General features: G+C 68.3%; 16 protein-coding genes and 1 other RNA gene. 7 read left to right on the top strand and 10 right to left on the bottom strand.

Going from position 1 to position 21,136, the window contains the following annotated elements:
* Window positions 1-14: 14 nt before the first annotated feature.
* The 4 genes from OH768_RS31995 to OH768_RS31980 all read right to left on the bottom strand — a co-directional run bounded on the left by OH768_RS31995 (window position 15) and on the right by OH768_RS31980 (window position 5,841).
* Window positions 15-1,304 carry an acyltransferase gene (locus tag OH768_RS31995; RefSeq protein ID WP_406459359.1) on the bottom strand — a complete coding sequence of 430 codons (1,290 nt, stop codon included), beginning with the start codon at window positions 1,302-1,304 and terminating at the stop codon, window positions 15-17.
* Window positions 1,301-3,472 carry a bifunctional polysaccharide deacetylase/glycosyltransferase family 2 protein gene (locus OH768_RS31990; RefSeq protein ID WP_406459357.1) on the bottom strand — a complete coding sequence of 724 codons (2,172 nt, stop codon included), beginning with the start codon at window positions 3,470-3,472 and terminating at the stop codon, window positions 1,301-1,303. The genes OH768_RS31995 and OH768_RS31990 overlap by 4 nt, the downstream gene beginning before the upstream one ends.
* A gap of 62 nt (window positions 3,473-3,534) precedes the next feature.
* Window positions 3,535-4,380, bottom strand: a complete 846-nt coding sequence (locus OH768_RS31985; RefSeq protein ID WP_406459355.1) for a hypothetical protein — start codon at window positions 4,378-4,380, stop codon at window positions 3,535-3,537.
* Between the two features lie 492 nt (window positions 4,381-4,872).
* The gene (locus tag OH768_RS31980; protein WP_406459353.1) at window positions 4,873-5,841 is read right to left on the bottom strand and encodes a LysR family transcriptional regulator; all 969 of its coding nucleotides are present in this window, start codon (window positions 5,839-5,841) and stop codon (window positions 4,873-4,875) included.
* A gap of 84 nt (window positions 5,842-5,925) precedes the next feature.
* Here OH768_RS31980 and OH768_RS31975 point away from each other — a divergent pair, with 84 nt between their 5' ends.
* A complete protein-coding gene (locus tag OH768_RS31975; RefSeq protein WP_406459351.1) occupies window positions 5,926-7,125 on the top strand; it encodes an MFS transporter in 1,200 nt (399 codons plus the stop codon).
* Window positions 7,126-7,141: 16 nt separating this feature from the next.
* Here the strand turns inward: OH768_RS31975 and OH768_RS31970 are convergent, their stop codons facing one another.
* Window positions 7,142-7,429 (bottom strand): hypothetical protein, encoded by a 288-nt coding sequence (locus tag OH768_RS31970; RefSeq protein ID WP_406459349.1) that lies wholly within the window; start codon window positions 7,427-7,429, stop codon window positions 7,142-7,144.
* A gap of 241 nt (window positions 7,430-7,670) precedes the next feature.
* Between OH768_RS31970 and OH768_RS31965 the strand changes: the two genes are divergently transcribed.
* From OH768_RS31965 to OH768_RS31940, 6 genes are all read left to right on the top strand, one after another.
* Window positions 7,671-8,939, top strand: coding sequence for an ABC transporter substrate-binding protein (locus OH768_RS31965; protein WP_406459347.1), 1,269 nt, complete (start codon window positions 7,671-7,673; stop codon window positions 8,937-8,939).
* Entirely contained in the window at window positions 8,936-9,895 is a 960-nt protein-coding gene (locus OH768_RS31960) for a carbohydrate ABC transporter permease (RefSeq protein WP_406459345.1), read from the top strand. Before OH768_RS31965 ends, OH768_RS31960 begins: the two co-directional genes overlap by 4 nt.
* Window positions 9,892-10,716 carry a carbohydrate ABC transporter permease gene (locus OH768_RS31955; protein ID WP_406459343.1) on the top strand — a complete coding sequence of 275 codons (825 nt, stop codon included), beginning with the start codon at window positions 9,892-9,894 and terminating at the stop codon, window positions 10,714-10,716. Before OH768_RS31960 ends, OH768_RS31955 begins: the two co-directional genes overlap by 4 nt.
* Window positions 10,717-10,732: 16 nt before the next feature.
* Window positions 10,733-13,006: an alpha-xylosidase gene (yicI, locus tag OH768_RS31950; protein WP_406459341.1), complete on the top strand. Its 2,274-nt coding sequence runs from the start codon at window positions 10,733-10,735 to the stop codon at window positions 13,004-13,006.
* Entirely contained in the window at window positions 13,006-14,016 is a 1,011-nt protein-coding gene (locus OH768_RS31945) for a LacI family DNA-binding transcriptional regulator (protein WP_406459339.1), read from the top strand. Before yicI ends, OH768_RS31945 begins: the two co-directional genes overlap by 1 nt.
* A 107-nt stretch (window positions 14,017-14,123) precedes the next feature.
* Entirely contained in the window at window positions 14,124-16,994 is a 2,871-nt protein-coding gene (locus OH768_RS31940) for a glycoside hydrolase family 3 C-terminal domain-containing protein (protein ID WP_406459337.1), read from the top strand.
* A gap of 68 nt (window positions 16,995-17,062) precedes the next feature.
* Here the strand turns inward: OH768_RS31940 and ssrA are convergent.
* The 5 genes from ssrA to ftsE all read right to left on the bottom strand — a co-directional run bounded on the left by ssrA (window position 17,063) and on the right by ftsE (window position 21,086).
* Window positions 17,063-17,450, bottom strand: a transfer-messenger RNA (tmRNA) gene (ssrA, locus tag OH768_RS31935).
* Between the two features lie 94 nt (window positions 17,451-17,544).
* The gene (smpB, locus tag OH768_RS31930; RefSeq protein ID WP_406465521.1) at window positions 17,545-18,090 is read right to left on the bottom strand and encodes an SsrA-binding protein SmpB; all 546 of its coding nucleotides are present in this window, start codon (window positions 18,088-18,090) and stop codon (window positions 17,545-17,547) included.
* A gap of 81 nt (window positions 18,091-18,171) precedes the next feature.
* Window positions 18,172-19,356, bottom strand: a complete 1,185-nt coding sequence (locus OH768_RS31925; protein WP_406459335.1) for a S41 family peptidase — start codon at window positions 19,354-19,356, stop codon at window positions 18,172-18,174.
* 67 nt (window positions 19,357-19,423) lie between these two features.
* Window positions 19,424-20,341, bottom strand: a complete 918-nt coding sequence (gene ftsX / locus OH768_RS31920) for a permease-like cell division protein FtsX (RefSeq protein WP_406459333.1) — start codon at window positions 20,339-20,341, stop codon at window positions 19,424-19,426.
* Window positions 20,342-20,396: 55 nt separating this feature from the next.
* Entirely contained in the window at window positions 20,397-21,086 is a 690-nt protein-coding gene (ftsE, locus tag OH768_RS31915; RefSeq protein WP_019065989.1) for a cell division ATP-binding protein FtsE, read from the bottom strand.
* Window positions 21,087-21,136: the final 50 nt, after the last annotated feature.

Genomic DNA, 21,136 nt, shown 5'->3' with positions numbered 1-21,136 from the left:
CCTGATACGTGCCCTCAAGTCCCCCTCCGCCGACTCCCCCCACCACTGACCCCGTTCGGCCACAACCTCGGCCCCCGCTTCGCCGCGATGTCCTCGATCCACCCGAACGCCAGGATCGCCACCGCGATGAGCGGCCAGATCAGCAGGAACATCAGGAACGTGTCCGCCTTGTCGAGCAGGGCTGTCGCGCTGTCGCTCTCCATGAACGGCAGGTTGTACAGCTGGTCGATGATCGGGACCGTGGCCATGATGAGGAGGTTGTGCCACAGGTAGATCGTGACGGCGCGGTTGTTGGAGAGGGTCACCAGCTTGTCCCAGCGGGCCAGGCGGCCGGGCAACTCCTGCCAGGACGGGGCGTATTGGAGCAGGATCACCACGATCCCGAAGGACCATGCCGCCTGCGCCAACGGGATGTCGTTCAGGTCCCAGCCGTCCGGGCCCAGATGACCCGACGCCCACCACAGACCGAAGCCCATGATGACGGTCGCGCCCGACACCGCGAGATAGCGCGGGACTTGCTTCAACACGCCCTCGTGGTGGGCGAAGCCCAGGACCCAACAGCCGCCGTACACCGCGAAGTCCGACAGCGCGTTGCCCGTCTCACCTGGGATCGTCACAACACCCGTGCCTACGACCGCCGTCAGCAGCAGAGGCGCCAGCAGCGTCGCCCACGGAACCCTGCGGAACGCCCACAGCAGCAGCGGTGACGCGATCACGAACCACAGATACGCCCGCAGGTACCAGAGCGGTCCCGCCGCCTGGTCCGCCCACGTGCTCTCCAACAGGCCCGATTCGGAGCCCAGATGCTCGGGGTACGGCGGTGCGCCGAACGGCACGAGGTAGTCGAGCACCTTCGCCGCACCCCACCAAGTGCCGCCCAGGTCAGGGTCCTTGAGGGGATTCCAGCCGCTCGCGAACATCATCACGAGCACCACCGCGCTGAACGCCCAGAGCGGGGGCAGCAGTCGCCGTAGCCGACCCTTGATCACCCCCAGCGCGGGACGGTTCAGCGAGCGGGCCATCAGGGAACCCGCCAGCGCGAACATCACGCCCATGGAAGGGAACAGGACCGACAGCCAGGCCCAGCCGAAGAGGTGGTAGACAACCACCCGGACCAGCGCGATCGAGCGGAGGAGGTCGAGGTAGCGGTCCCGGCCGCCGCCGCCCGCCTTGGCCTTCGCCTTTGTCGGATCCGGCGCCAACTCCGGTTCCTGCTGCCGCTGTTGGGGAATCCCGTAGGCCGGCGTCGAGTCGGGATCGGACCCGGAGCCCTGGTTCGTCCCCGTCGTGTATCCGTGCGTCATGCGACCGGCCTCCGATCGTCACTGCCACTGCGGCTGCGCTGGGTCGGTACCGGACCGCCGGGTGCCTCCACAACTCCCGTGCGCCGCAGCTTCTGCCAGCGCAGGCGGCCTCCGGTGAGCGCGGTGATCCAGGACTGGAGCAGTACGACGTACATGAGTTGGCGGTAGAGGATCTGCTGGAGCGGCAGCGAGACGAGGTGGGTCATGCGTTCACGGTCCAGGCGGAAGGCGTACGCCGCGCAGAACGCCTGGACGGCGAGGACGCCCAGCCAGGCCAGGAACGTCTTCTCCGTCGGGCCGAACACCAGGCCGTAGAGCAGGAACACGTCGATCAGCGGGGCCAGGATGGGCGCCACGACCATGAACAGGGCCACCAGTGGCAGACCGACCCTGCCGAAGCGGCCGGACGGGCCGCGGTCGAGCAGCGCGCCCCGGTGTTTCCAGATCGCCTGCATCGTGCCGTACGACCACCGGTAGCGCTGGGACCACAACTGCTGGACCGTCTCCGGGGCCTCCGTCCAGGCGCGGGCCCGCTCGGCGTAGACGACGCGCCAGCCGTCGCGGTGCATCGCCATCGTGATGTCGGTGTCCTCGGCGAGGGTGTCGTCGCTCATGCCGCCGACCCGCTCCAGCGCGCTTCTCCTGAAGGCCCCCACGGCGCCCGGGATCGTCGGCATGCAGCGGAGGACGTCGTACATCCGGCGGTCGAGGTTGAAGCCCATCACGTACTCGATGTGCTGCCAGGCGCCGATCAGCGAATCCCGGTTGCCCACCTTCGCGTTGCCCGCCACCGCGCCGACGCGCGGGTCGCCGAAGGGCTGGACCAGCTCCCGTACGGTGGCCGGTTCGAAGACCGTGTCGCCGTCCATCATGACGACGAGGTCGTGACTGGCGTTCGCCAGGCCGCGGTTGAGGGCGGCCGGTTTGCCCGCGTTGTGCTGGCGTACGACCCGGACGTTCGGGAGGTCCATCGCCTCCACGATTCTCGCCGTGCCGTCCGCCGAGCCGTCGTCGACGACGATCACCTCGACGGGATGCTCGCTCGCCATCAGTGAACGGACCGTGTTCTCAATGCACTTGGCCTCGTTGTACGCCGGGACGAGGACCGTGACCTGTTCGGTGACCGGCGGGCCCCAGGCGAAGTCCTTGCGGCGGACCCGGCGGGCGTGGATCACGGAGAGCAGGAGCATCAGCGCGAAGCGGGCGATGACGAGGGACCCGGTGATCGCGAGTCCGACCACCAGGATGTCGGTGATGTTGTCCGAGGCCTGGACCAGGAAGATCCACGTCTTGCCCTTCCACAGGTTCACGCCGGTCACCGGGGTGAGCGCGCTGGGCGCGCCGAGGGCCTCGGTGAGGTTGTCGAACGTGTAGCCCTTGGCCCGCATCTCCGGCAGGAACTTGTCGAGCGCCTGCACGGTCTGGTGGCGGTCGCCGCCCGAGTCGTGCATGAGGACGATCGCGCCCTTGCCGTCGCGCGGGGTGGCATTGCTGATGATCTTCGCGACGCCGGGCTTCTGCCAGTCCTCGCTGTCCGTGTTGTTGACGGCGGTGATGTAGCCGCGCGTGCCGATGTACTCGGTCACCGGCCAGGACAGGTTGTCCATCGCGTCGGCGGAGGACGAGTACGGCGGCCGGAACAGCGACGTGCGGATACCGGCCGCGCCGGTGATCGCGAGCTGGGTCTGCGACAGCTCCCAGTCGATGCGCTTCTTGGACTGGAAGGAGAGGTCGGGGTGGCTGAAGGTGTGCACGCCGACCTCGTTGCCCTCGTCCACGATGCGTTTGACCAGGTCCGGGTAGCGCGAGGTCATGGTGCCGGTGACGAAGAAGACGCCGTGCGCGTGATGCTTCTTGAGCACGTCCAGGACCTTGGGGGTCCAGGTCGGGTCGGGGCCGTCGTCGAAGGTGAGGACGATGTCGTGGTCCGGCACGTCCAGACTCGTCGTACGGCCGCTGCGGGTGTCGATGACCGGGCCGCCGTCGAGGATCTTGTCCGGCACCTTGTTCGTCGCGGCCTCGGGGCGGATGCGGTGGTCGGCGAGGATCTCGCTGTGCACATAGCCGCGCAGCATCAGCATCGCCAGCATCGCGACAAGGAGCAGCATCGGCAGCAGGAACCGCATGGAGAGGCGGCGCCGCCGGGAGCCGCGTGCCGCTTTGGGCATGCCTCCGTGACGGCCGCCCGGGGCCGTGTTCGTGGCTGCGGGGCGGCGGTTGTGCGATGCCATCAGACGATGTGCTCCGGGGTCGTGGACGGGGCCGGTGCCGGTGCCGGTTCGGAGGACGCGGCCGGCCCCTGTGCCACGGGCGACGGCGTGTTCGGGGCGTCGGCGACCGTGCCGGTGCCCGCCGTCGGGGTCGGGGTGGGCGTGGGCTCCGCCGGGGCGCTCGTACCGCCCGTCGGTGTGCTCGGGCCGGACGACGGGGTGTCCTGCGGATGCGAGGGCTGTACGACGGGATTGCTCACGGTCCCGCCGACCGGCGCCGACGATGTCTTGCTCGCGGACGGCTTGGGAGACGCGGACGTGGTCGCCTTGCTGCCAGGGGCCTTGGACGCGCCGGTCGCGCTCGCGCTCGCGCCCGGCGACGGTGTCGTACCGTCGCTCGCCGTCGGGATGTTCCCCGGCGCCACGCTGCCGCCGCCACCGGACGGCCGGCCCGACTCGGCGGGCAGCGGCGAGGTGTCGACCTTGCTCGCGGGCGGGTCGTCCTTCTGCCCCGGCACCGGGAGCCACGGCGCGTCGGAGCTGCCGGACAGCAGCGTGGCGACGATGACGACGGCGTACACCGCGCAGGCGATGCCGACGGCCATGCCGATCCGGCGGTACCTACGGCTGCGGCGGCCGGACTCGTCGACGAAGACGGGCCCGTCCGATCCGTCATGACCGGCGCCCTTCGCGCCCGGATCGTCCAACTCCTCGGCGGGGCCGTCGAGTTGGACGGTCACCTCGTCGGGGTCGTTCGCCGCGGGCACGCCCCAGGGATCGGCCAGGGCGCCGGAAGGCCCGATGGGCGAACCGATGGGCGGACCGGTGAGCGACCCTGCCGGTCCCTTGCGTACTCCCTTGGGCACGACGGGCCAGGACGCCCCCGGCGGTCCGGACGGCTCGGACGACTCGGTCCGTATACGGCCGCCATGACTGCCATGACTGCCATGACTGCCATGAGTCCCATGACTGCCGTGGCCGGCATGACTGGCGCGACCACCGTGCCGGCCAGGCCGGCCGCCCTCCAGGATCTCCGATCCCCCGGCCGCTCCGGTCACTCCGACCGTTCCGGCTCCTCCGACCGCTCCGGTCTCCGGGAACGCCTGGGCCTCTCCGCCTACGACCGGTACGTCTCTGGTCGCGGATGCAGCCTGGGGCCATTCCGGTTGGGCGTCTTCTCGCCACTTATCCACGCGCACGCACATCCCCCCACGGAACTGTTCCGGGCGCGCAGACGACCCTGAGCACACGCCGTCGAACCGGGCCCCCACCCGGTCCACGCGCCCCCCTTACCACACCGTGCTCAGGTCCCCGAAGGTAGCGCAACGGGACGTCACATGTACTGGGATGCGTATTTTCTACGTCTTTAGCATGTCCACGTCCATGGCTGGAATCCACCCATCGGCGGGCCGACGCAACCACCCCTCGGCACTGCCGATCTCCACCGAGGCCCGTCGAAGCGCGTCGAATCCGGGGTGCACCAGGCCCTTTCGCCACACGAGCGACACGGGAGACAAGGGCACCGGCTTCACCAGGGGCCGCAACACCGTCCGACGCATGGCCGGAAAGTCCACTACAGCAAGAATCGGGTTCCGCGTCCGACCCATCACCCGTTCGAATTCCTCCTCCCCTACGGCCATCGGTGCGGGCGCCGCAACCTCGATGTCACGCCCCTCGAACAAACGCCGCGCGAGATCCGTCCACTCCGGAGTACGCGGATTCCCGGCCCCCGCGTACACGGCCTCCCCCTTGAGCGCGTCCACCGGCACCTCCGCGAGCGACGCCAGGCGGTGGTCCTCGGGCAGTACGACCGCCATCGGCTCGTACCGCACGAGTTGATGGTCGAGCCCGGCCCGCAAGACCGGATCGAGCCCGGCGAACCGCCCGAACGACACGTCGAGCCGACCCGCCAGCAACTCCCCCGCGGCGCCCGTCAGTCCGCTCTCGTAGCGGGCCATCAGCTCCTGTTCCGGGGCGAGTTCGCGGGCCCGGTGCAGCACCCGGCGTCCGGTGCCCAGCCCCGGCGAGTTCAGATCCACGAGCAGGGGCCGGGCCTGCCGGAACGCGGCGAGCAACTCGTCCTGCGCGGCGAGCACTTGCCGGGCATACGGCACCAGCCGCGCACCGTCCGCCGTCAGCGTCACCTGCCGGGTGGTCCGCACGAACAGCTCGGTCCCCAACTCCCGCTCCAGGCGGCGCACATCACGACTCAGCGCCTGCTGAGCGACGTACAGGCGGGTGGCGGCACGGGTGAAGTGCAGTTCCTCGGCGACGACGAGAAAGGCGCGGAGGAGTCGGGGGTCCACGTGGGCCGGTATCCAGGGCATCCGGCGAACTTACAACGCAGGTGCGTGAATCGGCGCGGAAGAGGTGTTGGACCCCTTGATCGTCCGGGGGTGACGGTGGGAGACATGTACCGCCACCTCTTCTCCCTCCCCGGCACCCGCGCGTTCACCGCCGGGAACCTGATCGCCCGCCTCCCCGCGGGCATGTTCAGCGTGAGCGCGGTCGTGATGATCGCCGGTTCACGGGGCTCGTACGCCCTCGCCGGCGCTGTCACCGCGACCGGCCTCGCGGCGACAGCGCTCGCCGGCCCGTGGCTCGCGCGCCTGACCGACCGCCACGGCCAGTCCCGAACGGCCGTACCGGCAACGGCGATTGCGGTCCTCGGCTCGGTGGCCCTCCTCCTCTGCGTGCGCTACGGCGCCCCCGACTGGACCCTGTTCGCCGCGTACGCGGCCACCGCGACGACCCCCAACACCGGCGGCATGTCCCGCGCCCGCTGGGCCCACCTCCTCGCCGGCGACACCGAGGCCCTGCACACCGCGAACTCCTTCGAGCAGGCGGCCGACGAACTGTGCTTCATGCTGGGCCCGGCTCTGGCGGCGTTCCTGTGCGGCACGTTCTTCCCGGAGGCGGGGACGTTGACCGGGGCGGCGCTGCTGCTCACCGGCATCCTGATCTTCACGGCACAGCGCTCGACGGAGCCGCCGCCGAGCCCGACCCCGAGGGGCGGTCCGCCCTTGCGCGTGCCCGGCATCCCTCCCCTTCTCGCCGGTTTCGTGGCGACGGGCGGGGTCTTCGGTTCGATGGAGGTCGCCACGCTCGCGTACGCGAACGCGACGGGTCACCGTGCGGTGGGCGGTGCGGTGTTGGCACTCCAGGCGGCCGGCTCGTGCGCGGCGGGCCTGCTGTACGGGAGGCTGAAACCGACGGGGACGCCGGAACTCCGGCTGCGGTGGTGCCTGTTGGCGATGACGGCTCTGATGACTCTGCCGCTGCTTGCCGCGAGCACACTCGGTTCCCTCCTCGCACTGGCGGTTGCCCTGCTGGTTGCAGGCATGGCAACGGCTCCGACGATGGTCACCGCCATGACCCTGGTCCAACACCGTACGCCCGAGGGCAGGTTGAACGAGGGCATGAGCCTCGCGGTGACAGGCCTGCTGATGGGCATCGCGTGCGGGTCGGCGGCGGGCGGCTGGACAGCGGACCACACGTCCCCGACGGCCGGCTTCGCAGTACCGGTCGTGGCGGCCGCAACGGCGCTACTGACAGCGGTGCCGAGCAGGTCGGCCTCACGGATCAGGGGAAGACCCCGTCGTCCGCTCTAACCTCGCACGCTCTTGGTCAGGTACATGGACGACACGTCATAGCCGTGGCGTCGATGGCCGAACCGGCGGTGCCCGCGGCCTGGCGCGGATCCGGACCGATCCACGCGTTTCCCACGACCTCGCCCGAACCGTTCTCCGCCACCACGAGATGGTGACCGGCCGTGTCGAGCCCGTCCGGGAGAAACTGGGCTGTGCCCTGCCGGGTCCGCTCCCACGCCGGCTCCTGGGGCATGAACCTGCCGAGCTCACGGACCGTCTCGGCTTCACGGTGCTCGGTCGCCGCGTCGTACTCCGACGGCGTCATTTTCCGCAAGGCCACCTTCTGCGCGTCCATACCGCCCCATTCAACCGGTCACGGACGCCGGCGACACCGAGTTCCCGGACGCGGCCCGCGCGACCTGATCCCTCTATCGAATCGCTTGCGCCAATCTCCGCCTAACCCATTGACGCACCAGCACCGCCTACATACGTTCCTTCATCGAAGCGCTTCGACACCCATCCGACTCCCCCGGAGGCCCTGGATGTTGACGACCCGAAGGCGAACGATGACGGCCGCAGTGATCGTGACGGGAGCCCTGCTGCTCACGTCCTGCGGCAGTTCGGACAGTGGTAGTTCAGACGGCAAGACCCTGAAGCTCTGGCACTACGAGGGCCCCGACAGTGCGATGGGCGTGGCCTGGAACGAGGCCATCAAGGAGTTCGAGGCCCAACATCCGGGCGTCAAGGTGAAGTTCGAGGAGAAGGGCTTCGAGCAGATCCAGAAGACGGCCCCGATGGTCCTCAACTCCTCGGACGCGCCGGACGTCATGGAGTACAACAAGGGCAACGCGACCGCCGGCCTGCTCTCCAAGCAAGGCCTGCTGACCGACCTCACCGCCGAAGCGAAGGCGCGCGGCTGGGACAAGAAGATCCCCGCGAGCGTCGGCGCCACGGACCTGTACGACACCAACGGAGTGATGGGCTCCGGCAAGTGGTACGGCGTGACCGACTACGGCGAGTACACGATGGTCTACTACAACAAGGACCTCTTCAAGAAGTACAAGATCGCCGAGCCGAAGACGTTCGACGAACTCACCGCCGCCATGGACCAGTTCGCGGCGAAGGGCGTCACCCCGCTCGCCAACGCGGGCGCCGAGTACCCGGCCCAGCAGTACCTCTACCAGCTCGCGCTGTCGAAGGCCGACCGCACCTGGGTCGACAAGTACGAGCTGTACAAGGGCAAGACGGACTTCCACGACCCGGCCTGGACGTACGCGGCGACCACCTTCGCCGACTGGGTGAAGAAGGGCTACATCGCCAAGACCTCCAGCTCCACCAAGGCCGAGGACGCCGGTGTCTCCTGGATCCAGGGCAAGGCGCCGATCCTGTTCTCCGGCAGCTGGTGGTACGGCCGCTTCCAGACGGAGGCCAAGTTCGACTGGGACACGACCCTGTGGCCCGGCTCGAACCTCACCCTCGGCTCCGGCGGCAACATCTGGGTCGTCCCCAAGGGCGCCAAGAACAAACAACTCGCCTACGACTTCATCGACATCACCCTGTCGAAGAAGATCCAGAACCTGATGGGCAACAAGGGCGGCATCCCGGTCGCGGCCGACACCTCCGCGATCACCGACCCCAAGTCCAAGGAACTCATCGCCAACTTCAACACCCTCACGGCCCGTGACGGCCTCGCCTTCTACCCGGACTGGCCGGTCCCCGGCTTCTACGACGTCCTTGTCTCCGAGACCCAGAAGCTGATCACCAGCAGCGAGAAACCGGACGCCTATCTCAGCAACCTGCAGAAGGCGTACGACAAGGGCGTTCCGTCGACATGACGGTCACCGTCGAGAAGGGCGCGCGGGCCGACGGCAGGCACCACACCACCGGCCCGCACCGCCCTCGCCCGCGAAACTCGTACGCCCTGTTCCTGCTCCCCGGCGCCCTGGCCGCCCTCGCCGTGATCGTCGTCCCGTTCCTGATGAACACGGCCGTGAGCTTCACGAGTTGGCAGGGCGTAGGCGACCCCAAGTGGACCGGGCTCGCCAACTACCGTGACCTGCTGGACGATTCGGAGTTCTGGGCGTCCTTCCGGCACAGCCTGTTCATGGTCGTGGCGATGGCGGCCGTACCGACGATCGTCGGACTCGTCCTCGCCGCCGCCCTGTTCGACTACATCGGCAAGCACTTCGGCACCCGTATCGCCTCGATCCTCCGCGCCTGCTTCTACCTCCCGCAGGTGCTCCCGATCGCGGTCGCCGGCATCGTCTGGAGCTGGATCCTCGCCCCCGACAACGGCTCCCTCAACACCCTGCTGAAGACAGTCGGGTTGGGCTCCTGGCAGCAGGACTGGCTCGGCGACCCCGACATCGCGCTCTACAGCGTCATGGGCGTCATGGTCTGGGTCCAACTCGGCTTCCCGCTCGTGGTGTTCATGGCCGGGCTGCAACGTGTCGACCCCCAGCTGTACGAGGCCGCCGAGCTGGACGGCGCCGGCTGGTGGCGCCGCTTCTGGCACATCACGCTGCCGCAGATCCGCCCCGAGATCTACGTCGTCCTCACCTGGTGCACGATCGCCGCGCTCAAGGTGTTCGGCGCGGTGTACGTGCTCACGAAAGGCGGACCCGGCGGCGCGACCGACGTGCCCTCCTACTTCTCCTTCACCACGTTCTTCGAGAAGACCCAGGTCGGCTACGGCGCCGCGATCTCCACGGTCTTGACCGTGATCATCCTGGTGCTCTCCCTCGCCTTCCTGAAACTCCAGACCCGCGCGGAGGAAGGTGACCGCGCATGACGACCGCCCTGCGCCGCTACCCGGTGCTCATCGCCCTCTGTATCGCCGCCCTCTTCATGGTCGTCCCGTTCCTGATCGTCCTGATCAACGCCGTGAAGTCACCGGCCGAGTACTCCGAACACGGCCCGCTCAGCCTCCCCAAGGGCCTCTACCTGGACGGTCTCAAGGACTTCTGGCAGCGCGTCGACTACGGCCGGAAACTCTTCAACTCGGTGCTGATCAGCGGCTCGGTGGCCGTCCTCGCCGCCGTGCTCTCCGTACTCAACTCGTACGCGATCGGCATCGGCCGTATCCGGGGCCGCACTTGGGTCCTGGCCTTCTACGTCCTCGCCAACATGCTGCCGCAGGAAGCGCTGGTCTACCCGATCTACTACCTGGGCAAGCAAGTCGGCCTGTACGACACCAGGTTGAGCGTCATCATCGTCTTCACGGTGATCCAGGCGGCGTTCGGCACGTATCTCCTCTCGTCCGTGCTCGGCCAGTTCCCCCGCGAGATCATCGAGGCGGCCCGGATCGACGGCGCCAACAAGTGGCAGGTGCTGTGGCGGATCGTGGTCCCGGTCAGCCGCCCCACGATCGGCGTCCTCCTGGTCTTCTTCTTCATCTGGACCTGGAACGAGTTCCTGCTCCCCCTGGTCATGCTGATCTCCAACGACAACCAGACCGTGTCGGTGGCCCTCGGTGTCCTCCAGGGCCAGCGTCTGATGGACGCCACGATGACCAACGCGGCCGCTCTGCTCGGTGTGTTGCCCGCCATCGTCTTCTTCCTCGTCTTCCAGCGGACCCTCACGCGCGGCATCGCCGTGGGTGCCGTCAAGTAGTAAGGGGACCCCCCACGTGAAGTTCACCGACGGCTACTGGCTGCTGCGCGAGGGCGTCACCGCCGCCCACCCGGTAGAAGTCCTCGATGTCACCGCTCCGGACGGCGCGTTGGAGATCCACGCACCGACCGTCCCCATCCGCCACCGCGGCGACCTGCTGAAGGGACCGGTCGTGACGATCAGCGCCCACGCCCCGATGCCCGACGTCATCGGCGTCACCTTCACCCACTTCGAGGGCGAACAGCCGCGCGGCCCCCAATTCGACGTCCAGAAGACCGTCCGGGGGTCTGGGGGATGTCCCCCAGAAAAGCACAGCGCCGTACACACCTCCTACGACGACGAGCACGCCACCCTCACCTCCGGGGCGCTGTCGGTCCAGGTGGCGCGCACCGGGCCCTGGCACGTCGGCTTCCTCGCGCACGGCCGGACCCTCACCAGCAGCGGCCCCAAGGGCATGGGCATCATGCGGGACGCGACCGGCGCCCACTATCTGCGCGAGCAGCTGGGGCTCCAAGTGGGCACCTCCGTCTATGGACTTGGCGAACGTTTCGGCCCGCTCGTCAAGAACGGCCAGGTCGTCGACATGTGGAACGCCGACGGCGGCACCGCGACCGAACAGGCCTACAAGAACGTCCCGTTCTACCTCACCGACGCGGGCTACGGCGTCTTCGTCGACCACCCCGGCCGGGTCTCCTTCGAGGTCGGCTCGGAGGCCGTGTCCCGGGTCCAATTCAGCGTGGAGAGCCAACAGTTGACGTACTACGTCATCTACGGCCCGACCCCCAAGGACATCCTCCGCAAGTACTCCGCCCTCACCGGCCGCCCGGCACTCCCGCCCGCCTGGTCGTTCGGCCTGTGGCTGTCGACGTCGTTCACCACCTCCTACGACGAGGAGACGGTGACGTCCTTCATCGAGGGCATGCGGGAGCGTGAACTCCCGCTGTCCGTCTTCCACTTCGACTGTTTCTGGATGCGCGAGTTCAACTGGTGCGACTTCCAGTGGGATCCGCGGGTCTTCCCCGACCCGGAGGGCATGCTCGCCCGGCTGAAGGACCGCGGGCTGCACATCTGCGTCTGGATCAACCCGTACATCGCACAGCGCTCGCCGCTCTTCGCCGAGGGCAAGGCGCTCGGGCATCTGCTGCGCCGGCCGGACGGCAGCGTCTGGCAGTGGGACCTGTGGCAGCCCGGCATGGCCCTGGTCGACTTCACCAGCCCGGCCGCCCGCGACTGGTACGCCGGAAAGCTGGAGGCGCTGCTCGCGCAGGGCGTCGACTGCTTCAAGACCGACTTCGGCGAGCGGGTACCGGTCGATGTCGCCTACGCGGACGGCGCGGACCCCGAGCGTATGCACAACTACTACACCTACCTCTACAACCGCACGGTCTTCGACGTCCTGCGCAAACACCGGGGCGAGGGCGAGGCGGTCGTCTTCGCACGCTCGGCCACAACGGGCAGCCAGAAGTACCCCGTTCACTGGGGCGGCGACTGCGAGGCGACCTACGAGTCGATGGCCGAGTCGCTGCGCGGCGGGCTCTCGCTCGGCCTGTCCGGCTTCGGCTACTGGAGCCACGACATCGGCGGCTTCGAGGGCACCCCGACCCCCGCCCTCTTCAAACGCTGGCTGGCCTTCGGCCTGTTGTCCTCCCACAGCCGCCTGCACGGCAGTTCCTCGTACCGCGTCCCGTGGCTCTTCGACGAGGAATCCGTTGACGTACTACGGCAGTTCACCCGCCTGAAGCTGAGCCTCATGCCGTATCTCTACGAGACCGCGCGCACCGCCTCCGCCGAGGGCGTGCCGATGATGCGGGCGATGGTCCTGGAGTTCCCGGACGACCCGGGGTGCGCGCATCTGGAACGGCAGTACATGCTCGGCAGCGATCTGCTGGTCGCGCCCGTCTTCAGCGACGACGGGGACGTCTCGTACTACGTCCCCGAGGGCACCTGGACCCACTACCTCACCGGCCGTACGGTCACCGGGCCGCGCTGGACGCGCGAGAAGCACGGGTTCGACAGCGTGCCGCTCCTGGTCCGGCCGGGCGCGGTGATCCCGGTGGGCGCGGTGGCCGACCGGCCCGACTACGACTTCGCCGACGGGGTGACCCTGCGGGCGTACGGCCTGGAGCGGGGCGCGCAGGTGACGGTGCCGGTCGGCGACGTGACCTTCACCGTCGTACGGGAGGGGGACACGCTCCGGGCGTCCTGCAGTGACCCGTCCGTGGCGTGGGCGCTGGCCGCCGGGGAACGGTCGAAGTCGGGCAGCGGGTTCCTGACCCTGGAGCTGGGCTGATGGTGAAGATCACTGATGTGGCCCGGCACGCCGGGGTCTCCCCCAGCACCGTGTCGTACGCGCTGAGCGGCAAGCGCCCGATCTCCGAGGAGACCCGGCAGCGCGTCGAGGCGTCCATCCGCGAGCTGGGCTACCGGCCGCACGCCGGTGCCCGCGCCCTGGCCAGCAGCCGGTCGAACGTGCTGGCCCTCGTCATCCCCTTACGGACCGGCATCCATGTCCCCGTGGTCATGCAGTTCGCGATGTCGGTGGCGACCACGGCCCGCCGCCACGACCACGACGTACTGCTGCTCACCCAGGAGGAGGGCGAGGAGGGCCTGCGGCGGGTCGCGGACTCGGCGCTCGTGGACGCGTTGATCGTGATGGACGTCCAACTGGACGACCCCCGGCTGCCGTTGCTCCGTTCCCTGGACCGGCCGTCCGTGCTGATCGGCTTCCCCGCCGAGGCCGACGGGCTGACCTGCATCGACCTCGACTTCAAGGCGGCCGGTGAGCTGTGCGTGGAACGGCTCGCGGGGCTCGGGCACCGGGTCGTCGCCCTCGTCGGGTCACCGCCCGAGGTGTACGTCCGCCGAACCGCCTTCGCCCAGCGGGTCGTTCAGGGCTTCACGGCCGCCGCGCACCGCAACGGGCTCATCTCCTGCGTCCACCCCTGCGAGCCGGCGCCCGCCGCGGCAGCCGCCGTAGCCGAACAACTGCTGTGCGAGCAGCCCGCGTTGACCGGAGTCGTCGTCCACAACGAACCGCTCCTGGAACCCCTCGTCGACGCCTTCGAGCAGCTCGGTCTGCGTGTCCCCGGCGATCTGTCGGTCACCGCGATCTGTCCCGACGAACTCGCCGAGTCCGTACGGGTCCCGGTCACCTCGGTCGCGCTGCCCGCCGCCGAACTCGGTTCCAGGGCCGTCGAGTTGCTGATGAAGAAGCTGGGCGGCAAGACCGTGCCCGACGCGACGCTGCTCGCACCCCGGCTGACGGAACGAGCGAGCACGGCACCGCGCAACGCGCCCTGACCTCACCACCGTTGGAGCAAGGCCCTACCCGAAGGAGCCGCGACATGGAAGGCAAGAGAAGAAGTCACAGAACAAGTCACAGAACAAGTCACAGAACCACGCTCGCCGTGGCGTTCGCCCTGATCGTCGGTCTGGGAGCGACGGTCCCGGCGACGGCCGACACCCCGTACCCCTTCCGCGATCCAGCTCTCTCCGTCAGCAAGCGCGTTGACGACCTGCTCGGCCGGCTGACCCTTGACGAGAAGATCTCCCTCCTCCACCAGTACGAGCCGGCGATCCCCCGCCTCGGCATCCAGTCCTTCCGCACCGGCACCGAGGCGCTGCACGGCGTGGCCTGGCTCGGCAAGGCCACCGTCTTCCCGCAGGCCGTCGGACTCGCCTCGACCTGGGACCCGGCGCTGATGGAACAGGTCGGCTCGGCGGTCGGCGACGAGGCCCGTGGTTTCCAGCAACAGCGCCCGGACGGCTGGGGGTTGAACCTCTGGGCCCCGGTGGTGAATTTGTTGCGCGACCCGCGCTGGGGCCGCAACGAGGAGGGCTACAGCGAGGACCCCGAACTGACCGGCGCCCTGTCCACGGCCTACGGCGAGGGCCTGACCGGCGGCGACCCGAACCATCTCAAGACGGCCCCCACCCTCAAGCACTACCTCGCCTACAACAACGAGGCAGACCGCGCGACGACCTCCTCCGACCTGCGCCCACGGGTGGAGAAGGAGTACGACGAGGCCGCCTTCGAACCGGCGATCGCGGCGGACGCGGCCACGGGCGTGATGACGTCGTACAACCTGGTCAACGGCCGTCCCGCCACGGTCAATCCGGACCTGAACGACGTAGTGAGGACCTGGACCGGGCAGGATCTGCTGAACGTCACCGACGCCTTCGCCCCAGGCAATCTCGTCGCTCCCCAGCAGTACTACCCCACGATCGCGGAGGGCGACGCGGCGGCGCTCAAGGCGGGCGTCGACAGCTTCACGGACAACAGCGCCGACCCCGGCCCGACGACTTCCGCGATCAACTCGGCACTGCAGCAGGGCCTGTTGAAGGTGTCGGACATCGACAGGGCGGTGTCGGACATCCTCTCCGTCCGCGTCCGGCTCGGTGAATTCGACCCCGGCGGCGGCAAGTACGGCTCGATCGACGCGTCGGTCATCGACAGCCCGGCGCATCGGCAACTGGCGCGCAAGGCGGCGGCCGAGGGGACGGTACTGCTCAAAAAAAGTGTGTCACTTCCGCTGAAAGCGACACAGAAAAACGTGGCAGTGGTCGGCCCCCTCGCCGACACGCTCTACACCGACTGGTACTCGGGCACACTCCCCTACTCCGTCACGCCCGCGCAGGGCATCGCCTCGAAACTCGGCACGCCAGTGGCCACCAGCGAGGGAGTCGACCGCATCGCGCTGCGCGACACGGCGACCGGCAAGTACGTCACGGCCGGCACCGGCGACACGGGCGCCCCCTTGCAGGAGACCACCAACACCCCAACGACCACAGCCCAGTTCGACGCCTTCGACTGGGGCTCGGGCATCGTCACCCTGCGCTCGGCCGCCAACGGCAGGTACGTCGGCTACAACTGGTCGAACTTCGTCAACGACCAGACCCAGCCCAACGGTTGGTACGTCCAGCAGCAGTTCAAGCTGGAACAGCAGGACGACGGAACGTACTTGCTGAGATACGCGGGCTACGAGACGGCCGAGTCCTGGTGGTCGAACCCGGTCTACCTCGGCCCGACCGACGCCAACGGCACCCTGGGCCTAGTACCCAAGGACCAGGCGGCGCACTACACGAAGGACGTGGTCCGCAACGGCATCGATGACGCCGTGGCCGCGGTGAAGGGCAAGGACACAGCGGTCGTCGTCATCGGCTCGATGCCGTCGATCAACGGCCGCGAGGCCCACGACCGCACGGACATGTCCCTGGCCCCCTCCCAGGAAGCCCTGGTCAAGGCGGTGCACCAGGCCAACCCGAAGACGGTCGTGATCGTCGAGAACAGCTATCCCACCACGCTGGGTGCTGTGCAGAAGGAAGTCCCGGCCCTCCTCTGGACCTCCCACGCCGGCCAGGAGACGGGCAACGCCCTCGCCGACGTCCTCTACGGCGACGTCAACCCGTCCGGCCGCCTCACCCAGACCTGGTACCGCTCGGACGCCGACCTCCCGTCGATCCTCGACTACGACATCATCAAGTCCGACCGCACCTACCAGTACTTCCAGGGCACACCCCTCTACCCCTTCGGCTACGGCCTCTCGTACACGACCTTCCACTACGGCACCCTGAAACCCGTCGCCGGCGGCTACGAGGTCCCGGTCACGAACACCGGCACACGAGCGGGCGACGAAGTCGTGCAGCTCTACACGCACCAGCGCACGTCCCGCGACAAGGAACCCCTGAAACAGCTGAAGGCCTTCCAGCGGGTGTCCCTCAAACCCGGCGAGACGAAAACGGTCCACCTGAAGCTCCGGCAGCGGGACCTGGCCCACTGGGACGTCACGCGCTCGAAATGGGTCGTGGAATCCGGCACGTACGACGTCATGGCCGGAGCCTCTTCCGCCGACATCCGCACCCGTACGACCTGGCAGGTCCACGGGGAGACCATCCCGCCCCGGAACCTGTCCCGAACGACCCGCGCCGAGAACTTCGACGACTACTCCGCCGTCCATCTCGTCGACGAGTCCAAGGCGAGCGGCACGGCGGTGGGCGCGGCGGCGGACGGCGCGTGGCTGAAGTTCGCGGACACCCAACTGGGCGCGGGGGCAACGAAGTTCACGGCCCGGGTGGCGGGTACGGCCGCCGGCACGCTCAAGGTCAGGCTGGGTTCCCCGACGGGAAAGCTCCTGGGGACGGTTCACACGGCGGCGACTCCATCGCCGTACGACTACCAGACAGTGACCGCGGAACTCTCGGGTGCGGCGAAAGGCCGTACGGACGTCTATCTGATCCTGAGCAACGGCCTGCGTATGTCAACCTTTGCTGTCAAGTGACAGGAAAAGCCCCTCACTGCCGAAACAGTGAGGGGCTTTACCGCTGTGCTCAATTACAAACATGGGATGAGTGGAGATGGCGGGAATCGAACCCGCGTCCACCGGTGCTGAAACAGGGCTTCTCCGTGTGCAGTTCGCTGTGATTTTCTCGGCCCCGGTGATCACGCGAACAAGTCGCCGACGGGCCCAGTCACTGTTTGATTTCCCATCGAACCCCGTGACCGGGCTCGATGGTTTAGTCCCCTAGATTATGCCAGGATCCGGGTCGGGAACACTCCCGGGCTGACACCCGTTAAGGGCCTTCACTCACTGCTTATTAGGCAGCGAGGGCGAAGGCGCGGGAATCGCTGTTGGAATTGGCGATTATTGGTTGCGACATATGGTTAACGAGATCATTGCCGCTTCCTCGACACGCTTCCCCTGCTTCGACATCCGCTGTCGAAACCGATCATCCCCATGTTGTTTTTTCAATCTACTGCTGCGCCCGCTGTGGGGTGCAGTAGCCATCGTACGTGACCAACGCACGCCGATGCCACCGTATTCCTCGTGGCTACTCGCCGCGCTGCTTGCGCTTCGCCGCCGCGATCGCGCGGTCCGACTCCCGGCGGTCCTGCTTCTCGCGCAGGGTCTGCCGCTTGTCGTACTCCTTCTTGCCGCGGGCGAGGGCGATCTCGGCCTTCGCCCGGCCGTCCTTGAAGTACAGGGCGAGGGGCACGATCGTGTGACCCGTCTCCTGGGTCTTGGACTCCAGCTTGTCGATCTCCTCGCGGTGCAGCAGCAGCTTGCGCTTGCGGCGCACGGAGTGGTTGGTCCAGGTGCCCTGGTGGTACTCGGGGATGTGGGCGTTGTGCAGCCACGCCTCGCCCCCGTCGATCTGGACGAAGCCGTCGGCCAGCGAGGTCCGACCCTCACGCAGCGACTTGACCTCGGTGCCGGAGAGGACGATCCCGGCCTCGTAGGTGTCGATGATCGCGTAGTCGTGCCGGGCCTTCTTGTTCTGGGCGACGATCTTGCGCTTGCCGCCCTTCTCGCCGTCCCTGGCCTTGCCGACGGTCCCGCCGCCCTGCTTGGGCTGGGACTCCTTGGGTACGTACATTCCCTTGCTCATAGTGCTCCCCATTTTCGCACCACAAGGGGGCCGGAGGGAAAGGTGATTACGAACGGCGCCGGCAGACGGCTACGAAGCGTCCCCGAGCCCGCTCAACACCGTCTCCGCCCGCTCTACGGCGGCCTGCCCCTGTGCGGTGACATCGAGGTCTGGGGTGATGCCCCGGCCGTCGACGGTGTGGCCGGAGGGGGTGCGGTAGTGGCCGACGGTGAGCTCGGCGACGACGCCGTCCGGGAGTCGGCTCGGCATCTGGACCGAGCCCTTGCCGAAGGTCCTGGAGCCCACGACGACCGCGCGACCGCGGTCCTGGAGGGCGCCGGTGAGCATCTCGGCCGCGCTCATCGTGCCGCCGTCGACGAGCGCGACCAAGGGTCTGGTGGTGTCGCCGCCGGTGGCCGCGTGCAGGACCTGCTGCTCGCCGTCGACGTCGTACGTCGCGACGAGGCCGCCGTCGAGGAAGGCGGAGGCGGTGGTGACGGCCTCGGCGACCAGGCCGCCGGAGTTGCCGCGCAGGTCGAGGATGAACCCGGAGTCGGCGGGGGCCTGGCGGACGGCGGTGCGGACGATGTCGCCGACGCCCTTGGTGAACGCGGCGATCCTGATGACGGTGACCTCGCCGGCCGGCCTGGTGACGGTCACGGAGTCGGTGGAGAGGCGGGCGCGCCGTACGGTCTCGCTCCACGCGTGCGTGCCGCGCTCCAGGCCGAGGGTGACGGTGGTGCCGGCGGCGGCCTCCTGGGCATCACCGCGGAGTAGGGCCACGACCTCGGTGACGGGCTGTCCGTCGACGTTCTCGCCGTCGATCGTGTGCAGCCGGTCGCCCTTGCGGACCCCGGCGGTGGCCGCGGGCGACCCGGACTGCACCTTGGTCACCTCGATCCGGCCGTCTCGCTCCCGGCGGGCCCAGAGCCCGACGCCGGTGTACTGGCCGTCGAGGGCCTCCTCGAACTCCTCGTACTCCCCCTGGGAGTACACGGCACCCCAGCGGTCCCCGCTGCGGCTGACGGCGCGCTCGGCGGCCTCCATGGGCGACTTGCCGTCGGCCTTGGCCTCGGCGGCGGCCTTCGCGACGTCCTCGGTACGGCCGATGGATGCCGAACGGGCCGTACCGGACGCCGATTTGCGGTCCGGCCGGGCGGGTTCCTCGAACGACCCGGTCGCCGCACCGGCGACGAGCACGCTCGCGAACACCAATGTCAGGGCGGCCCCGCGGCGGATGCGGCGGGGCTGACAGAACAGGTCGCGGCCTGACATGGCGGTGAGTCTAGGACAACGGGAAGGGCCGCACGGGCGGTTGCCCGTACGGCCCTCTTGGCATGCGTCACACCTTGAGGTACTTGCGCAGCGCGAAAAACGCTGCCAGCGCAGGCATCAGGAGGCTCGTCGCGAGGATGAGCGGGAGCTTGGTGAGGACGGCGTCCCAGCCGATGAAGTTGATCAGATTGAGTTTGTGGGACAGGTCCAGGCCGTGGTCGATGATGAAGTACCGGCCGATCACCAGGAATCCGCAGGCGACCGTGCCGCCGATGAGCCCGGCGACCGCGGCCTCCATGATGAACGGGGCCTGGATGTAGAAGCCGGACGCGCCGACCAGCCGCATGATGCCGGTCTCACGGCGACGGCTGAACGCCGAGACGCGCACCGTGTTGACGATCAGCATCAGGGCGACGACGAGCATGAGCGCCATGACCGCGCGGGCGGCCCAGTTCATGCCGTTCAGGAGGCCGAAGAGGTTGTCCAGGATGCCCTTCTGGTCCTGCACCGACTGGACGCCGTCACGGCCGTCGAAGGCGGTCGCGATGACCTGGTACTTCTGCGGGTCCTTCAGCTTGATGCGGTACGACTCCTGCATCTGGTCCGGCGTCAGCGAACTGGCCAGCGGGGAGTCGCCGAACTGCTGCTTGTAGTGCTTGTACGCCTCGTCCTGCGACTCGTACGTGACCTTCTGGACGACCGACATCTTGCCGAGGTCGGACTTGATCTGCGCCTTCTGGTCGTCGGTCACCGCGCCCTTGGCGCAGTTGGGGTCGGACTCGGCGTCGCTCTTGTTGCAGAGGAAGATCGAGACGTTGACCTTGTCGTACCAGTAGCCCTTCATGGTGGTGACCTGGTCGCTCATCAGGAGCGAGCCGCCGAACAGGGCCAGGGACAGGGCTACGGAGACGACGACCGCGAAGGTCATCGTCAGGTTGCGGCGGAGACCGACACCGATCTCGGACAGTACGAACTGGGCGCGCATGGCGGCTTCTTCAGGCCTTTCCGTGGACGGACATCAGACGGCGGTCGAACGGCGGTCAGTGCTGGTAGCCGTAGACGCCACGCGCCTGGTCACGGACGAGGCGGCCGCCCTCCAGCTCGATGACGCGCTTGCGCATCTGGTCCACGATGTTCTGGTCGTGCGTCGCCATCACCACGGTGGTGCCCGTCCGGTTGATCCGGTCGAGCAGCTTCATGATGCCGACGGAGGTCTGCGGGTCGAGGTTGCCGGTGGGCTCGTCCGCGATGAGGAGCTTGGGCCGGTTCACGAAGGCTCTCGCGATGGCCACGCGCTGCTGCTCACCACCGGACAGTTCACCGGGCCTGCGGTCCTCCTTGCCGCCGAGGCCGACGAGGTCGAGCACCTGGGGCACGGACTTGCGGATCTCGCCCTTGGACTTGCCGATGACCTCCTGCGCGAAGGCCACGTTCTCGGCGACCGTCTTGTTGGGCAGCAGGCGGAAGTCCTGGAAGACGGTACCCAGCTGGCGGCGCATCTGCGGCACCTTCCAGTTGGAGATGCGGGCGAGGTCCTTGCCCAGCACGTGCACCTGGCCCTGGCTGCACCGCTCCTCGCGGAGGACCAGCCTCAGGAAGGTGGACTTTCCGGAGCCGGAGGACCCCACCAGGAACACGAACTCGCCCTTCTCCACTTCCAGGGAGACGTCCCTGAGAGCGGGGCGGGTCTGCTTGGGGTAGACCTTGGAGACACTGTCGAATCGGATCACGGGAGCACCACGGGTAGCCGGGGGTAGGTGAGCGTGACCATACGCGACCC

The sequence above is a fragment of the Streptomyces sp. NBC_01622 genome (genome assembly GCF_045209635.1).
Classification (GTDB): domain Bacteria; phylum Actinomycetota; class Actinomycetes; order Streptomycetales; family Streptomycetaceae; genus Streptomyces.
This window is presented reverse-complemented; position numbering and strand designations above follow the sequence as displayed.

Excerpts from the sequence above, each read along its gene's own strand:
- OH768_RS31995 (WP_406459359.1), bottom strand. The coding sequence starts at position 1,304 with ATGACGCACGGATACACGACGGGGACGAACCAGGGCTCCGGGTCCGAT.
- OH768_RS31990 (WP_406459357.1), bottom strand. The coding sequence starts at position 3,472 with ATGCCCAAAGCGGCACGCGGCTCCCGGCGGCGCCGCCTCTCCATGCGG.
- OH768_RS31980 (WP_406459353.1), bottom strand. The coding sequence starts at position 5,841 with ATGCCCTGGATACCGGCCCACGTGGACCCCCGACTCCTCCGCGCCTTT.
- OH768_RS31975 (WP_406459351.1), top strand. The coding sequence starts at position 5,926 with ATGTACCGCCACCTCTTCTCCCTCCCCGGCACCCGCGCGTTCACCGCC.
- OH768_RS31970 (WP_406459349.1), bottom strand. The coding sequence starts at position 7,429 with ATGACGCCGTCGGAGTACGACGCGGCGACCGAGCACCGTGAAGCCGAG.
- OH768_RS31965 (WP_406459347.1), top strand. The coding sequence starts at position 7,671 with ATGACGGCCGCAGTGATCGTGACGGGAGCCCTGCTGCTCACGTCCTGC.
- OH768_RS31960 (WP_406459345.1), top strand. The coding sequence starts at position 8,936 with ATGACGGTCACCGTCGAGAAGGGCGCGCGGGCCGACGGCAGGCACCAC.
- OH768_RS31955 (WP_406459343.1), top strand. The coding sequence starts at position 9,892 with ATGACGACCGCCCTGCGCCGCTACCCGGTGCTCATCGCCCTCTGTATC.
- OH768_RS31945 (WP_406459339.1), top strand. The coding sequence starts at position 13,006 with ATGGTGAAGATCACTGATGTGGCCCGGCACGCCGGGGTCTCCCCCAGC.
- smpB (WP_406465521.1), bottom strand. The coding sequence starts at position 18,090 with ATGTACGTACCCAAGGAGTCCCAGCCCAAGCAGGGCGGCGGGACCGTC.
- OH768_RS31925 (WP_406459335.1), bottom strand. The coding sequence starts at position 19,356 with ATGTCAGGCCGCGACCTGTTCTGTCAGCCCCGCCGCATCCGCCGCGGG.
- ftsX (WP_406459333.1), bottom strand. The coding sequence starts at position 20,341 with ATGCGCGCCCAGTTCGTACTGTCCGAGATCGGTGTCGGTCTCCGCCGC.